Source organism: Bradyrhizobium ottawaense, assembly GCF_900099825.1.
In the GTDB taxonomy this organism is placed as follows: domain Bacteria; phylum Pseudomonadota; class Alphaproteobacteria; order Rhizobiales; family Xanthobacteraceae; genus Bradyrhizobium; species Bradyrhizobium ottawaense_A.
Genome location: NZ_LT629693.1, coordinates 2,489,146 through 2,504,660 on the forward strand (window position 1 = coordinate 2,489,146; position 15,515 = coordinate 2,504,660).

Consider the following 15,515-nt stretch of genomic DNA (forward strand, 5'->3'; position numbering starts at 1 on the left):
GTCGCGGCCGATACCGGCCCGCTCTCCCCTCCACCTGGACCCCATGACCACGTTCACGCCGCATCAGGATTCCGCGCTCAAGGCCGTTGCCGACTGGATGAAGGCCAAGCCCGGCAGGAACGGCACGCCGCCGGTGTTCCGGCTGTTCGGCTATGCCGGAACCGGCAAGACCACGCTGGCGCGGCACATAGCCGACGGCGTCGACGGCGAGGTGAAGTTCGCCGCCTTCACCGGCAAGGCGGCGCTGGTGATGCGCAACAAGGGCTGCGACAACGCCTCCACGATCCACTCGCTGATCTACCGCGCGCGCGAATCCGGCGTCGAGCAGCCGAGTTTTGAGCTGTGGGACGACGCGCCGGCCTCGAAGGCCAAACTGATCGTGATCGACGAATGTTCGATGGTGGATGCGGAACTGGGCCGCGACCTGATGTCGTTCGACTGTCCGCTGCTGGTGCTCGGCGACCCCGCGCAATTGCCGCCGATCCAGGGCGGCGGCTTCTTCACTGAGAACGAACCCGACGCGATGCTGACCGAGGTGCATCGCCAGGCGCAGGACGATCCGATCGTACGGATGTCGATGGATATCCGCGAAGGCCGCGAGCTCGAGATCGGCCGCCACGGCGAGAGCGAAGTCGTCTCGCGCAACGAGCTCGATCCGGACCGGGTGATGCAAGCCGACCAGGTGCTGGTCGGGCGCAACAACACCCGCCGCGCCTACAACATGCGGGTGCGGCAGAAGCAGAACATCGAGGATCCGTTGCCGGTCGCGGGCGACAAGCTGGTGTGCCTGCGCAACAACCGCAAGAAAGGCCTGTTCAACGGCGGGCTGTGGCGGGTGAAGTCGCGGGCGCAGTCGAAATCCAAGATCATCACCATGCGGCTGTCGCCGGATGAGGATTTCGGCCACAAGGTGACCAAGGTCTCGGTGCGCGGCGACTGCTTCGGCGGCGCCATCGAGACCATCCCGTGGGAGCAGCGCAAGCCCTACGACGAGTTCGACTATGGCTACGTGCTGACCGTGCACAAGTCACAGGGCTCGCAGTGGGATGACGTCGTATTGTTCGACGAAAGCTTTGCCTTCCAGGAGAGCCGCGCCCGGTGGCTTTACACCGGCATCACGCGTGCGGCGAAACGGCTGAGCGTGGTGGTTTAGGACGCCCTCGCCACAAGCCATCCTCATCCTGAGGAGCCGCGAAGCGGCGTCTCGAAGGATGGGCCGCGGGCCTCATGGTTCGCCCGGCGATGCGAAGCATCGTCCGGAGACGGCGCTAACGCGCCTCCTCACCATGAGGAATAATCACTTCCCCGCCACGAAGTAAAAATCCTCGCGCCCGGGCGGCGAGCCGTAGGTGAACGGCTGCTGCGCGTGGTTGGTGGCCTTCCAGACGTCATCGCGGACGATGTCGAACAGTTTTCGCACTTCAACCTTGGGCTCCCTGATATCGCGCGCGAGGACGGTCGCGAACGGGCTGTTGGCGGCCTCACCGTCGAGCGCGGTTTCACCATGCTTGGCGGCCTAGACCACCATGAACCCGGCTTCCGGTTCGATGTTGGAAAGGCCCTTGCTGACCAGCTTCAGCGCTATGGTGCGCCGCATGGTTTTCTCAAAGGGATTGTCGCGGCAGGCGTCCAGCAAGACGAGCTTGAGCTTGCGCGCGCCGGCGACCGCGGCGATCACCTGCTCCAGCGCCACCGCCTGCGACTCGGCGTCGTGGTCGGTCGCGAGCCTTGCATCGGTCGGGATCAAATAATTCACCCCGCCAATCTCCATGGCGTGACCGGCATAATAAACCACCGCCCAGTCGAATTTTTCGGCCTCCGCGCCAAACGTGCGCAAGGCCGAAAAGAAATTGTCGCGGGTAAGGTCGGGCGCAAGCGTCACGGTCGCAAAGCCGATACCGCGAAACGTGTCGGCGATCAGCCTGGCGTCGCGCGGCGGGTTGTCGAGCTGCCGCACGTTCTTGTAGCCGCCATTGCCGATGATCAGCGCCACCTTGCGGAGACCCGATGGCGGCTCCGGCGCCGCGCCCTTTCCCTGAGCCGGCTTGGGAGTCGATGCTGGAGGCGGCGCGGCCGCGACCAGCGCCGCGAGCCGATCTTTCGCGAAACGGCGCGCGATCGCGGTGTCGGTATCGTCAACCTTCGTCAGCGTCGCGCTCGCGGACCGGTAATCGTAGCGCGCGGCCGCGGCGTCACCCTTCTTCTCGTAGTATTGCCCGCGCCCGGCATGCGCCCGTATGTTGTTCGGGGCGATCCTGATCGCCTCGTTGTAGTCGGCCAGCGCGGCATCGAGGTCACCCTTGGCAAGATAGGCATTGGCCCGGCTGGTCAGCACATAGACGTTTTTCGGCATTTTCGCGAGCACCACGTTGCAGTCCGCGAGCGCCTCGTCGAACCGCTTCATCTCGGTGTAGGCAATGCAGCGGTTCGACGGAACCTGCGGTCCGTCCGCGTTGAGCTTCTGCGCTTCGGAAAAATCGGCGAGTGCGGCGTCGTATTGCTTGAGCAGCGTTTCGGCGCGCGCGCGGTTGGTAAGATGGGTGTAGCGGTTCGGGCTGGTCGGGCCAAATTTGATCGCGGCATTGAATTCATCGAGGGCGCGCGGGAAGTCGAGCCTGCGCAGGAAGATGATGCCGCGGTTGTTGTAGGCGCTCGCAAAATTCGGACGCATCTGCAGACACAGGTCGTAGTCGGCGAGCGCATGCTCGTCGTCGCCCTTGCTGCTGTAGGCGATGCCGCGCGAATTGACGTATCCGACGTTATCGGGGTCGGTGTCGTGCGCCTTGCCGAAGGCATCGATCGCGCTGTGGTAATCGCGCTTCTTCATGAAGGAGTCGCCGATGACCTGATAGGCCGCCGCCCTCGGCTTCCCGGTGATGGTGTCATCCACCGTCACCGCCGAACAGGCGACAAGCCTGGCCTCGGATTCCGCGGCCGGGTCCCGGCAGGTATCAATATCCGCAGCCGCCAGCACGGGGCCCATGCCGACAAGCGCGACGATCGCTACGAACAGGGCGCGCAACATTCGCGAACGCTCCGGCGGATGCAGATTGGTCGCTGGAGGCGACCGCGAGTTCATTGTTGGAAGGGACGAACGGCCGGGTCGAGCGCGGTTCCCACCTTGTCCTGACCCTTGCTCTAAATCATTGCAGCCACGCGATTTTATTCACGAACTCGTGTGAAACGAGTCGTAACAAAACCTGTCGTCGGCCGTATCTTGGGGCATCGGGGAGAACCGTGCCGATTGCGAAACACGGCTCCCGCTCTAAACTGCCCCCCAACCCGCCCGCCCAAGAGGAAACCATGTCCCCTCGCCGCTTCAGCCGTCTTTCGCTCTGCGCCGCCGCCATCGGTGCGCTGGTCATTGCCGCGTTCGCCATCGCGCCCTCGCTTGCCGCCGAAGAGGCCGTGATCATTCCCGCCCCCACTGCCGACGCGCAAGGCGCCGGCGGAATCCAGACCGCGGTCATCGCCGGCGGCTGTTTCTGGGGCGTCCAGGGCGTGTTCCAGCACACCGCCGGCGTGGTCAATGCGGTGTCCGGCTATGCCGGCGGCAGCAAGGCCACCGCCGACTACAGCACGGTTTCGACCGGAACGACGGGACACGCGGAATCGGTCGAGATCAAGTTCGACCCGAAGAAGATCAGCTACGGCAAGATTCTGCAGATCTTCTTCTCGGTCGCGCACGATCCGACCCAGCTGAACCGCCAGGGCCCGGATAGCGGCACGCAATACCGCTCGGCGATCTTCACCACCAATGACGAGCAGAAGAAGGTCGCGGAGGCCTATGTCGCCCAGCTCAACACCGCCAAGGTGTACAAGAAGCCGATCGTGACCAAGATCGGCCCACTGGAGGCGTTCTATCCGGCGGAAGCCTATCACCAGGACTACCTGACGCTGCACCCGAACCAGCCCTATATTGCCTATAACGACATCCCGAAGGTCGAGAACCTGAAGAAGATCTTTGCGGAAAGCTACATCGAGAAGCCGACGCTGGTGAGCAACGCGAAGGTCACCAACTGACGCAACGCTTCTCGTCATTGCGAGGAGCAGAGCGACGAAGCAATCCACGGCGACAACCTCACTATGGATTGCTTCGCTACGCTCGCAATGACGATCAAACTTGAGGAGACATCATGTCCGACACCAAGACGACAGCAGCCAAAGTCGAGAAGAGCGAAGCCGAATGGCGCCGCGAGCTGACGCCGATGCAGTATGCGGTGCTGCGCGAGAAGGCGACCGAGCGGCCGTTCTCCGGCGAGTATGAGCACGAGCACCGCAAGGGCACCTATACCTGCGCCGGCTGCGGCCAGACGCTGTTCGAGTCCGACGCCAAGTTCGATTCCGGCTGCGGCTGGCCGAGTTTTACGGCACCCGCCGTCGACAGCCATGTCGACGAGGAGCGCGACGTTACCCACGGCATGGTCCGCACCGAAGTGCTGTGCTCGAAGTGCAACGGCCATCTCGGCCACGTCTTCGAGGACGGCCCCGGCCCGACCGGCCTGCGCTACTGCATCAACTCGGCGGCATTGAAGCTGCAGCCTAAATAGGTTCGAACTCTATTTTTGACGCGTTTTCTGCACGCGAACCGGTACCCACTTCGCTCGAAAACGCTATTTGCATCGAACTGACTTCCCACCCCGTGCGACCAAGAACTGGTCGCGCGGGGTTTTTCTTTGCATTTCCTTCGTTTGCCCCGCGCGCGAGCCACAAGGAAGTTCTGATGCACATGTCCAAATGTCTGCTGCTCGGCCTCGGCCTGACCGGCCTCATCATGGAGAGCGTTGTGATCCAGCCTGCCCTCGCCGCCGACAAGGTTTCGCTGTTCAAGGTCATCACCCAGAAGGACGAGATCGTGATCGGCATGTCCGACGACGAACTGGCGCAGCTCGACGGCAAAAACGCCGGTGGTATCGCCAAGATGCTGGTGGCGAAGGGCTCGATGAGCGTCTGGCAATATGCCGTGCACAAATCCGCCAGCGGCGATCTCGAACAGGCCCCGCTGCACAAGATCGGCCTGATCGCCACGGAATCGCTGCGCGTCGAACCCTATGCGAGCCCGCTCAAGGTGTTGCCGGTGGACGAGGCGAAAAGGTAATCTTCCTTCTCCCCTTTTGGGGGAAGCACGGCGACACCCCTCTTCGGCGGATCGACCAAGGACTCGCGGCCCGGATTGTGCTTTGATCCGGGCCGCGGGGGCGTTTTCCGCGCGGCCCGCGGCCTTTCGGGGAGACCGCCATGTCGCTTGGAACGATACTCATCATCATTCTGATTATTTTCCTGCTGGGCGGCTTCTCGGGCCGTTTTGGCGGCTATGGCTACGGCATGGGCCATTCCGGCATGGGGCTCGTCGGGGTGATTTTGGTCGTGCTGCTCGTCCTGGTGCTGCTCGGCAAGCTGTAATTCGCATAAACATTTGAAATTACTGGCTTTATCCGGAAGCCGGCGCAGCCATGCGTGGATTCATCATCACCCCCGATGAGCCGCCTCAGGAGTCGCATTTCTGTCAAACAGGCTTATATTGGGGGTCGAAATGACGAGCACGGCGCGCCGCCGGGATGCGGCCCACCGTCATCCAATCCACATTCGCTCCACGCAAGAGCCAAAAAGATTGAGGTCAGAGACCATGCGTCCCTTCAGTTACGATACCGCCGCCGAACTGTTCCCCGCCGCGATCCGCAAGAAGAAGCGGGCGGGCTTCGCCTATCGGCGATTTGGCACCGCGGCCGAAGCGGTTCGCTTTGCGATCGAGGAGCTGCCGGCGGATTCGCTGAATGGCGCCTATCTGCAAGTCGAGGAAGCGCGCTTCGACCAGAGCGGCATCCGCACGCTCTATGAGAGCGAAGCCTTCCCGCTCGAGCGCCGCCCCCGTGCGGACGCGCCTGCGGACGCCGACGCCGCCTAAACAATTCGCTTCAAGCAACACGCCCTCGGACGATCGCGTCCGGGGGCTTTTTTTGTGCGCGATATTCCTCCGCCTCACGCACGGGGCTGCCTGTCCATCCAGCGCTTGAGCATTCGCACGTTGCGGACATTGGCACGGAACATGACGTCGAAGGCATCGCCCGCCAGCGGCACCATGCCGACCACGCCGTCGACCGCGACATTGGCCAGCATCCGCGCCGTGATGTGCCAGGGCGCGCCCAGCGAGCGCGCCTCACGCACCAGCCACAGCGAGATCGCGGTCGTGATGAGGTCGCCGACGATGGGGATCAGCCCGATCAGGCCGTCGATGCCATAGCGGATATTGGTGCCGGGCAGGATGAAGGCGACGTCGAGCAGCTTTGCAAGCGCGTCGAGCCGCGCCAGCCGCTGCTCGCGGGTCAGGTTGGTGAACGGGTTGGCGCCGGCCTGGCCGAAATCGAAGCGAAACTGCTCGAACTGCGTGCGCGGCCCGGCGTCGCGGATTTCGTTGCCGTCCTGGTCAATGACAGGGCCGCGCCTCGGCGCACGCTCCCGGAACGGCCCTTGAGCAGGCCGCTCGGTGCGGGGCCGTTTCGGCATGATGATATCGTCGTTTGACATGGTCATCAGATGGTAACGCGAACGCGAGGCGCAAGTTGCGTCACGCCGCCGCAAATCATGGCCTGCTACCTGCCCCGCGCGGCGGTCGGGGTCAACCCGAAGCGGCGGCGGAAGCAGCGGTTGAAATAGGACAGGTCGTTGAAGCCGCAATCGAAGGCGATGTCGCTGATGCGCCGCTCGCTTGCCTGCGCCAGCCATTCCGCCGCGCGGCGCAGCCGCAGTTCCAGTAGCCGCGAGGTAAAACTGGCGCCGGCCTCATACAGCAATTCGTTGACGTAACGCTCCGACAGGCCGGCGGCGGCGGCGAGTTTCTGCGCGGAAAAATCCGGCTCGGTAAAGCGCCGTTGCAGGATCATCAGCACCGCCTTGAGCCGCACCGCGCGCAGCCCGCCGCGGCGGGCTTCGGTCGCCAGTTCGCTGCGGGCGCCGAGACCGAGTGCTGCGAGATCCATCAGATGGCCCGCAATGGCAAAACCGGCTTCGTCGACGGCGCCCGGATGGCGCAGCAGCAGATCGCTGTAATCCATCGCCAGCGACAGCGCGCCGCCGGGCTCGAGTTCGCGGCCGACCAGATCGTCGACGCCGGACACCATGGCCTTCAGCGTCGCCATCGGCAGGTGCACGTTGGTGAAACGCTTCTCGTTGACGCCATCGGCCGCGAAGAACGGCTCGTCGAGCTTGAGCAGCGCCATCGAGCCCGGCCGCATCACGAACTCGCGGCCGCGATGGGTGACGCGGGACTCGCGATGGCCGGTGTTGCGCGCCAGGCAGTAGCGGTCGTCGTTGGTCGCCAGCACCTGGCGCCGGTCGCGCCGCACGGTGGTGAAGGTGCCGTCGCAGCGGCCGAGCATGGTGGTGCCGATGTGGATCGAATTCATCGCCGCGCGAAACGGCACGTCGTCGGCCGGATCGAGTTCGCCAGTGTTGGAAAAATGCTCGAACAGCTCGGCGAAATGCATGAAGCGCTGCCGCTCGCTCAGGCCCTGCGGCAGCATGTCGGTCGACAGCATCTTCTTCAGCACGGGCATCAGCGGGGGCAGCTGGTGAGGCGATTCCAGTAAGGCGACGCCAGTCTGGCTGCCGCTGGATGAACGCCGGATGAAGGGGCAAAGGCCTTTGTTTTTGACGCGTTTTCTTGACGCGAACCGGGGTCCACCCCCGGATCAAGTCCGGGGGCATGCTTCGCTTGAAAACGCTGTTGGCGCCCGCCAGTCCAAATTGGCAAAGCCGCGGCGCCCGCCAGTCCAAGACGGCGGCACCGGCCGGGCTTAACCGTATGGCGGCCCGGTCCGAGGCCGGCGGCCGCCATCCCGCAACGGGGATGGGCTGCGAAAAAACCCAGAGGAGACCACGAGATGACGACATCTTTCGCGCGTAAGGCGCTGCTCGGCACCGCGATCGCCGCCAGCATGGGCATCGGCTATGCCATCGGCGCGCAGCCGCACATGGCCGAGACCGTCGGACTGCTGCAATCGGCGCGGGCAGAACTTGCCGCCGCAACCCCCAACAAGGGCGGCCACCGCGAACGCGCGCTCGGCATGATCGACCAGGCGATCGCCGAGGTCCGCGCCGGCATGGCCTTCGCCGGCGGCTGAAGCCTGACGATTTCGGTCAACCCAACAGGAGACGCTTCATGAACAGACTGATCGCGACGGCCTTCGTGCTTGGCACCGTCCTTGGCACCCTCGTCAGCAGCGCCAACGCGCTGCCGCTGGCGCCCGTTGCGCCGGCATCCAGCAGCGACGTCATCGCCGTCGCCGGGGGATGCGGCGCCGGCTGGCATCGCGGCCCCTATGGCGGCTGCCGGCAGAACTACGCCAACCCCGCCGCGCATGCCTGCCCGCGCGGCTGGTACCTCGGCCCTTACGGCCGCTGCCGCGCCAACGGGACCTGAAAATTGCATCACGTAAACTTACTCGCATCATCTGCGGCGGACCGAAAGGTCCGCCGTTTTTGTTTGCGTCATTGCGAGCGCAGCGACTTGTCCGCCGAAGCTCAGCGAGCGAAGGCGGAAGCAATCCATTCTTTCTTTACGTGGCGAGATGGATTGCGTCGCTGCGCTCGCAATGACGGCTAGCTCGTAGCCCGGATGAGCGCAGCGAAATCCGGGGGCGGTGTGAGAGTTGTCCCGGATGTCGCTGCGCTCATCCGGGCTACGAAATGAATACGACTTCGCGATCTCGCGGCATTTTCTGCCCGAAGTTTTGCAATCAACCTTGCCCTCGAAATAGAGAGGGCGCAGGGAAGACCGGGTGCGCGCCGCACCCGCGGTCTTGCGTGCGATAGTTGCAACAAGAGTGTGCACGCAAGCATACAGGTTTGGCGGAGGCATCCGGCCTTCCCTGCGCAATGGCTTTACGGCTTATACGTAATCGTCTTGGTGACCGGCTTTCTTGCCACCATCATCAGCTTCGGCTTTCGCTTCCGCCGACTTGACGCCAGCACCGGGGCGTCGGACCCAAACGACTTCACCGTACGCAACAACAGCGTTCGTCTTCACCGCCATCGCGTCCACCGCATCCCACCGCACGTTCGTGACGATCGCGCTCGCCCCTCTCATCGCGGGAGACGGGCGGAGTTAAACGTCTGATTTGCCCGACGGGGCAACGGAAATGTTTTTAAGCGAGGGGCTGGACAGACTTTCGGTGATTTGCCCGTCGGGTTGTTTTGCCGCACGCGCTCCCTCAACATCATCCTTGCGCGCGGAGCCGACTCATACTTGTGAGGGCATCCACACCGTAGTGATACGGATTAGCCAGACCACCACGCACAACCTACAAATCCTTCGCCGCAGCGGGGGACAAGCATTCGCACATGTCGAATGGATGGGCTGTTGCAGTTACGAGGCCCGGACGCTGGGGGGCACTCCGGGCCTCGTCTTCGCTGCCATTGCTGACGCCGCCAAGCGCTCAGTATCAACGTCAGGACATGCGGCAGGCTGTTGCACCGAAGTAACAGGCTTTCTGTTCCTGCATCGGAACCGAAAATTCTATTTGGCGCCAATTTCGAAGTTGCGTTAGTTTTGGTCCAGCCGGGGCTACCGGCTATTTGATACGCTTTTATTTTCAATAACCCCGTGACCGCAGAGCGGAAATGCCTGCGGTCGTTTTTACCGGAGGCTTATTGTCATGATATTCGACATCATCAGCGTTATAATTCTATTTCAGACCATAAGAGTTCTTTCCCGGTTGATCAGGCAACGGCACGGCGACGTGCTCGACTACGTTCCAAGGCAAAAGTCTACTCTGTTCTAAGCGTTGCCTAGCCTCGCTTCCAGAGGTGCTACGGATGAAGAGATTTTTGATCGCCTCGACCATTATCGCCGCCGTCCTTTATTTTGCCGACCAGTATTATGCAGCGGGCAAGTACACTAGCGCCGCCGGGCAGTTGGCGACGCAGATGCGGCATTCGTTCAGAATTTAGGCCCGCAGTTACGTGATACTGTGTCCGACGGCGACTTCGGCTTTACTCCCGGCGGGGAGAGATCCGACAGCCAAGCTTGCAGCCTGACTTCCGAAAATGACCCAAAGAGACGTCCCGTTTACAAGGTCCTGTAAACTATGGTCTCGGCCCGATAGCCGCCGAGTAAAGTAAGCTCCACACAAGTGAGTCGTAATTCGCCGAGTCAAATTCGAGCGCAATTCCGGGCCCTTTCGGGAGACACTGATGGCACGCAAGCTGGCCTTCGTTCTTGCTTCCTCCAATCACGGGACAATGATCGTTAACCGATTGGACTATCGGATGGTCGATGCCACCCAAGGATACGGCGTCGGCTTCCAGATTCTTGAGACCGGGACATTCGACCTCGGCGAGGTCAAGATGGCGCTGAAAGTGCTCGGCCGCCGGCGTCATCATCATGGCGACGGGGTCGTGGCGATTGACTGCGGCGCCAATATCGGCGTCCACACTGTGGAGTGGGCCAACGCGATGACCGGATGGGGATCCGTGCTTGCGATCGAAGCGCAGGAACGAATTTTCTATGCCCTGGCCGGCAATATCGCGATCAACAACTGCTTCAACGCCTATGCGCTGCACGCCGCGGTGTCGTCCGAACCCGGAACCTTGAAAATCCCCAATCCCAACTATCTCGTCCCCTCCAGCTTTGGCAGTCTGGAACTGCGTCAGCGTGCCGGGAATGAGTTCATCGGGCAGATTATCGACTATGAAGAAAACACCGTCATTGTCCGGAAGTTGACGATCGACGAGATCAATCTGCCGCGGGTGGACTTCATCAAGATCGACATCGAGGGCATGGAAATGGAGGCGCTGGAAGGCGGACGCGCAACCATTGAAAAATGTCTCCCGGTTATGCTGATCGAGAAGATCAAGGCAGACTCCTTGCAGCTCGTGGGATGGCTGGAGGCGCGCGGCTACAAGGTGATGCAAGCAGACATCAATCTGCTGGCCATTCATAGCAGCGACAAAACGCTCAGCGACGTCAAATAGAGCTGACGTAGCGACCCTGACGAACCGAAGCGAACGCCGAGCAGCTGCGAGGGAGACGGGAAAGCTGTTGGGGCAGCCGGTTCTTCCGCTTGGAAACGTCAGGGTTACGGGTGTCATGCATCGGGCGAAAAGGCTTGCCGCTTAAGGCAGGAAGCTCGGTGGCAATCTCGCCGTCTGCCGACATGTTGCGTATCATCGGCAGGTCGAAGGAAGAGGCACTCTCCCTCGGCTCTGCTCCTTGAGCCGAGGGCCTTTTTGGCGAACGGCTCAGCGCCGGACAACGATTTCCAAGAACTCCTGCACCGAGCGCGGCACCTCGTCGAATTCAGCAAAGCGTCGGCGCAGCTCGTCGGCAATATCGACCGTGACGTCGCGCGACCAGCCCTCGGCGGTGTTGAAGGCGACAATGCGAACGGGGTGACTATACTGGTCTTCCATGAGACGTTGGATCAGCGTCTTCCGGTCAGCGCTTTGCTCATCTGCTTCGCACCAAGCGCGCCCGAGCTTGCCAAAATCGTTTAGCACCACATAGGTGTCGCCGTCGGCGCCATGCGGCACGATGGAGGGGGAGCGACGCATCATCTTTGGCTCCAGCAAGTCCCGCACAAAGCGACCTCACTTCGCGGGCAGGGTCGCCTGCTTCCGGGCCGGGGACTGGGGCGTGAGCCCGGCCGCGACACTGTATCCGAGGAAACTTGATGGAATGACTGCTAAAAAGGAGCACCCCTTAAGTTCCATCCACCTTCCGGACGCGCGAGCGGGGACGAACGATTCCTGCTGCGACGCTGACCGGCTGGGCTGGGCGCCTCGATGGGCGCACCCTCGCCAAAAGATTGTTGAGCACGGTCATCGCGCCGGCGGCATCGTTCGGAGCCTGCTGCAGCACTCGCGCGGAAGCAGTGGCGATTGGCTTGCTACCGATCCCATCAGCCGTTGCCGAAACGGCGGCGCTCTAAGTCGAATGCGCCGGCTGCGGCTCGACGTCATATTTGCGCGCGAGCCAGGACGAGATCGCCGCCGGCACCAGGCCAACCATGCCGTAGAGGACGAACTGCAACGCACCGGTATCGGGCCCGCGCGAGCCGTAGAGCAATTCGGCGAGCGCGAATCCGAGGCAGGCCATGATCACCACCCGTCGCGCGGGCTTGATGCGCGGCACATGGAACAGGATGTCGTCGATCGCGCCCATCATCAGCGTCGGCACGACGCCGAACAAATAGCTGTAAGGCAGCGTCTTGCCGAACGCGGCCAGGAATTTTCCGACCTCGCCCCAATTGGTCTCGGTCCAGTACCCCGACGACACCGTGGTCGCGAGCAGCAGCAGGAAGCCGCCGATGAACGGGCCGATGGCTGCGAAGATCAGATAGCGTCTCATGGCGACCTCTGCGTGAACCCGTGTATCAGGCCGACCTTGTTCCGTTGACCCGACATGATCCGGTTCCTGATCGGCAACTCGGCGCGTGCAATTTCGAATTCAGTCAAGGCGGAGTCAAGGGCCAACCAGCTTCGGTTACACCGTGTGAAACTGTCAGGTCTAATTCCGGCTCGCGAGAGTGATCAACCGGGCCGCTCAGCCGACTTTCACGGCCACGGCCGCGGAGCGGCCGCCGCCGTACCAATCCGGTCAGCCCAGTTTCTTGCCGGCCGTCGCTTGAGCGAGCAGCCGATCGGTGCCCCATCTGACCGTCCATTGCGCCACCGACAGCAGCAAGGATTCATGGATCGCAACGCACTGGTCGAGCTCGCATTGGGTCGGCGGCGGGCAGCCGGGCCGGTTGCGAACGATCATCGTCGTTGTCGACCAGGTCAGCCGGGCAGCCTTGCAGGCCACGATCAAACCATACAGCCGTTCGCTATCGAGCAAGGGTTCAATGGCTTCCGGCTTGACGTCGGCCTTCAATGCGAGCGCGGCCACCACATTGATGTATTCGCCCCTCACCGCGAACCGGTTCACGGCTCCATCACTGAGCTTGCCCGCGCGATTGAGCGTGGCGAGTTCGGTTTGCACCGCGGTGTAGTCGACCTTTGGCCGGGTCACGCGCGGCCGTTCGACGGCTGCAGCTACCGACCCTTCCGCTTTCGGCTTCACAACAGGTCGCGGAGCCGTGAGGAACCGCGCCAGCACCACGTCGGCAACCTTGCCAAGCAACTCCCGCAGCAGGTTCGCGGGAAGGTCCAGCCGCAGGCCGATCTTTTCGGCGAGGCTCTCGTCGCGCTCCGCCCGTCCGACCAGCGTCGCGTAGCCGCATTCGGAGAAGCGTGCGCCGGCGTTCCGCGCCAGCGCATTGGAGACGCTGACGTCGCCAAGCCGCATCAGCGCATCGGTGAGTTTCTCGCTGAGCGCTTTACGGTCGCAGATCGCCAGCAAATGTTGCTGACGACCGCTGTTGACGATTTCAAGCAGGTCCGCTTCCGACAGGCAGTTGGACCTTCGCAGCACCGGCCTGGCGACCAGGGGATCGTCGTGAAAAGCAAGCGCACGGATCGTCCGGCGTGGCGCCGGTGCGATCGCGGACAAGTCTTCGCTGAGATCGACCAGCATGGTCGCCTCGACGCGCCCGATCAGGGGAGCGAGGACACCATCGACAGAATTGATCTGGGATTCGCTGAGGTGATCGACGTTGGACAGGAACAGGTCCGTCACCTGCCCGAAAATCTGGGCATCGTGCTCGGGTCCGCCCTTTTCGGCGCCGTTCAATTCCGCGCGCAGGTTCGGCGATACGGCAGCCATCATGCGTTCCACTGCGGTTAAGGCATCGCGCGGATCACTGGCATGGCCAGGAGCCCCTTCAATGAGGGCAACGTCGATGCGAGCAGGCAATAATTGCGGAGTTTACGCAGAGTTCCCTAATGGGAAGTTGCCGGCCAAACCCGGCTTGTCAGCATTTGTACGGAGGGCAGCCCCTACTCCCCCCACGCCGCGAACGCGTCGTTGAACGCGCGCTCGCCGGGGGCGCCCTTTTCGATCGCGATGATGGCGCGGCGCTGGTTGACGTAGACCAGGGGCACGTCGAACCAGGAGCGCTCCTTCAGGAGCTGCAGGTTGCGGGTGCGGTCGGCATCGACATTGGACAGGCCGACCAGGAAGAAGCCGTCGGTGACCTTGACCGCGAGGCCGGCCAGCGGCGTGCCGCGCGCCTGCTCGTTCGACTTCATCAGGATGCCGGGTACGTTGCCGACGCCGCCGCCGGTGAAATCCTGCGGCAGGATGAACGTCAGTTCCGCGGTGTGGCTCGCCGGCAATGAGCTATCGGTGTTGCGGCGGAACGACATCGTCATCTTGAACTTGCGGTCGGGAATCTCGATGTCGGCGCGCACGGCGATATCAGGCTTCGCGTTGCCGGTCGCCTTGATCTGTTCGGTGCGCCAGATCACCGAGCCGACATATTGCTTGCCCTTGGGATCGCCCGGATCCTCGTCATACAGCACCACGCGCTGCGCCACCGGCGCCACCGTGTCCGACGACGAGGGCTGGCCGACGCGATCGGGAATCTTCGGTTTCGACTGCGGCGCCGAGGCATCCTTCGGCGCTTCCACCATCGTGGGCTGTGATTTGAACAGGCCGCTGACGCCCGACAGCACCGAGCGGCCCCACAGGATTCCGGCACCGACTAGGATCAGCACGATGCCGATCGCGATCGCGCTCTTGAACGGGAACACCGCCGGAGCGCGGGTGCGCTTCTTCGGCTCGCGGTCGCTGCCGAGCCCGATCCGCGAACGCTGCTGCGGGGGCGGCATTTGCGGCGGCTGGGTTGCGTAGCGGTCCGCCTCCTCCTGCGACTCGTCATAGGAATAGGGCTGTTCGGGATCGGCGCCGCGGTTTTCCATGCCGGGCTCGATCCGGTCGAATTCCGGCGAGGGCGACGGCACGTTGGCGTAGGTTTTGCGCGCGTTGCGGTTGGCGGTCGCGGCGGCGCGGCCGAGATCGTCGGCATCGGCGGCGATATCGCGGAAGCCGCGCATGCCGGGCGGCTGCGGCATCTGCGGCGCCGAATTGTCGGGGCCGCGGCGCGGCGCGCCCGATCGTTCGCGGGTCGGCGGCAGCACCGGCTCCTGCATCGGCAGTTGCGGCGGCTGCGGGCGCGGCGGCGGCGTTTCGGCGCGGAGATTGCGGTCGGAGCGCTGCGGATCGTCCTGGCCGAGCGGCGGGCGGGCGTCGCGCGATGGCGGCGCCGGCGGACGCGGGCGCAGGGCCGGCGAATCAAGCGAAGACGGGCCGGATTCCGGCGGCCGGGCGTTGGCACGGCGGAAGGCATCGCCGCTCGAGGAGCGCGGGGGGCCGCCGGGCCGCGTGGCGTCGCGGGCGCGCTGGGCGGCCTCGGATTCGACCTTGCGGACAGCCTCTTCCAGCGACAGCCGTTCGCGGGTGATCTCGGATTCGCTCAGGGGCGGCTGCACGCTGCGCAACTGCGCGATCAGCGCCGAGCGGGCCCGTTCATACAGGGCACGGCGGCTCTCGCCGGGGGCGCTGGGGTCCAGGCCGGCAATAGCACGCGCGATCAGCGGGTAATAATCAGCCATATCAACTCAATCATGCACCCTTG

The 15,515-nt window shown here is 63.4% G+C and carries 16 protein-coding genes and 1 pseudogene; 10 read left to right on the plus strand and 7 right to left on the minus strand.

The window, feature by feature from the left end:
* Positions 1–43: 43 nt before the first annotated feature.
* Positions 44–1,153: an ATP-dependent DNA helicase gene (locus BLR13_RS11555; protein ID WP_074824213.1), complete on the plus strand. Its 1,110-nt coding sequence runs from the start codon at positions 44–46 to the stop codon at positions 1,151–1,153.
* 144 nt (positions 1,154–1,297) lie between these two features.
* On the opposite strand, the pseudogene BLR13_RS11560 reads toward BLR13_RS11555, so the two are convergent.
* A pseudogene (locus BLR13_RS11560) lies at positions 1,298–3,025 on the minus strand (caspase family protein).
* 278 nt (positions 3,026–3,303) lie between these two features.
* Between BLR13_RS11560 and msrA the strand changes: the two are divergent.
* The 5 genes from msrA (at position 3,304) to BLR13_RS11585 (ending at position 5,905) form a co-directional block, all read left to right on the plus strand.
* Positions 3,304–4,023 (plus strand): peptide-methionine (S)-S-oxide reductase MsrA, encoded by a 720-nt coding sequence (gene msrA / locus BLR13_RS11565; RefSeq protein ID WP_074824208.1) that lies wholly within the window; start codon positions 3,304–3,306, stop codon positions 4,021–4,023.
* Positions 4,024–4,136: 113 nt separating this feature from the next.
* Entirely contained in the window at positions 4,137–4,550 is a 414-nt protein-coding gene (gene msrB, locus BLR13_RS11570; RefSeq protein ID WP_074824205.1) for a peptide-methionine (R)-S-oxide reductase MsrB, read from the plus strand.
* A gap of 173 nt (positions 4,551–4,723) precedes the next feature.
* Positions 4,724–5,098: a hypothetical protein gene (locus tag BLR13_RS11575; protein ID WP_074824202.1), complete on the plus strand. Its 375-nt coding sequence runs from the start codon at positions 4,724–4,726 to the stop codon at positions 5,096–5,098.
* Positions 5,099–5,238: 140 nt separating this feature from the next.
* Positions 5,239–5,403, plus strand: a complete 165-nt coding sequence (locus BLR13_RS11580) for a DUF3309 family protein (RefSeq protein ID WP_074824198.1) — start codon at positions 5,239–5,241, stop codon at positions 5,401–5,403.
* A 223-nt stretch (positions 5,404–5,626) separates the two neighbouring features.
* Positions 5,627–5,905, plus strand: a complete 279-nt coding sequence (locus tag BLR13_RS11585; RefSeq protein WP_027536864.1) for a hypothetical protein — start codon at positions 5,627–5,629, stop codon at positions 5,903–5,905.
* A gap of 74 nt (positions 5,906–5,979) precedes the next feature.
* Here the strand turns inward: BLR13_RS11585 and BLR13_RS11590 are convergent, their stop codons facing one another.
* Together BLR13_RS11590 and BLR13_RS11595 are read right to left on the minus strand one after the other, a co-directional pair.
* Positions 5,980–6,531 carry a DUF4112 domain-containing protein gene (locus BLR13_RS11590; protein WP_074824196.1) on the minus strand — a complete coding sequence of 184 codons (552 nt, stop codon included), beginning with the start codon at positions 6,529–6,531 and terminating at the stop codon, positions 5,980–5,982.
* A 59-nt stretch (positions 6,532–6,590) separates the two neighbouring features.
* Positions 6,591–7,553: an AraC family transcriptional regulator gene (locus BLR13_RS11595; RefSeq protein ID WP_074824193.1), complete on the minus strand. Its 963-nt coding sequence runs from the start codon at positions 7,551–7,553 to the stop codon at positions 6,591–6,593.
* Between the two features lie 327 nt (positions 7,554–7,880).
* On the opposite strand from BLR13_RS11595, the gene BLR13_RS11600 reads away from it, so the two are divergent.
* The 4 genes from BLR13_RS11600 to BLR13_RS11615 all read left to right on the plus strand — a co-directional run bounded on the left by BLR13_RS11600 (position 7,881) and on the right by BLR13_RS11615 (position 10,971).
* Positions 7,881–8,120, plus strand: a complete 240-nt coding sequence (locus tag BLR13_RS11600; RefSeq protein WP_074824190.1) for a hypothetical protein — start codon at positions 7,881–7,883, stop codon at positions 8,118–8,120.
* A gap of 38 nt (positions 8,121–8,158) precedes the next feature.
* Positions 8,159–8,419 (plus strand): GCG_CRPN prefix-to-repeats domain-containing protein, encoded by a 261-nt coding sequence (locus BLR13_RS11605; RefSeq protein ID WP_074824187.1) that lies wholly within the window; start codon positions 8,159–8,161, stop codon positions 8,417–8,419.
* 1,394 nt (positions 8,420–9,813) lie between these two features.
* A complete protein-coding gene (locus tag BLR13_RS42240) occupies positions 9,814–9,948 on the plus strand; it encodes a hypothetical protein (RefSeq protein WP_283806913.1) in 135 nt (44 codons plus the stop codon).
* A 243-nt stretch (positions 9,949–10,191) separates the two neighbouring features.
* Complete coding sequence (locus BLR13_RS11615) at positions 10,192–10,971, plus strand: FkbM family methyltransferase (protein WP_074824180.1); 780 nt, start codon at positions 10,192–10,194, stop codon at positions 10,969–10,971.
* Positions 10,972–11,238: 267 nt separating this feature from the next.
* Here BLR13_RS11615 and BLR13_RS11620 read toward each other — a convergent pair whose 3' ends face one another.
* The 4 genes from BLR13_RS11620 to BLR13_RS11635 all read right to left on the minus strand — a co-directional run bounded on the left by BLR13_RS11620 (position 11,239) and on the right by BLR13_RS11635 (position 15,492).
* The gene (locus BLR13_RS11620; RefSeq protein WP_244525157.1) at positions 11,239–11,553 is read right to left on the minus strand and encodes a hypothetical protein; all 315 of its coding nucleotides are present in this window, start codon (positions 11,551–11,553) and stop codon (positions 11,239–11,241) included.
* A gap of 370 nt (positions 11,554–11,923) precedes the next feature.
* Complete coding sequence (locus BLR13_RS11625; RefSeq protein WP_074824175.1) at positions 11,924–12,346, minus strand: DUF5413 family protein; 423 nt, start codon at positions 12,344–12,346, stop codon at positions 11,924–11,926.
* A 249-nt stretch (positions 12,347–12,595) separates the two neighbouring features.
* On the minus strand, positions 12,596–13,702 hold the full coding sequence (locus tag BLR13_RS11630; protein WP_244525158.1) for a DUF2336 domain-containing protein: 1,107 nt from the start codon (positions 13,700–13,702) through the stop codon (positions 12,596–12,598).
* Between the two features lie 173 nt (positions 13,703–13,875).
* Positions 13,876–15,492, minus strand: coding sequence for a hypothetical protein (locus BLR13_RS11635; protein WP_074824167.1), 1,617 nt, complete (start codon positions 15,490–15,492; stop codon positions 13,876–13,878).
* Positions 15,493–15,515 lie beyond the last annotated feature (23 nt).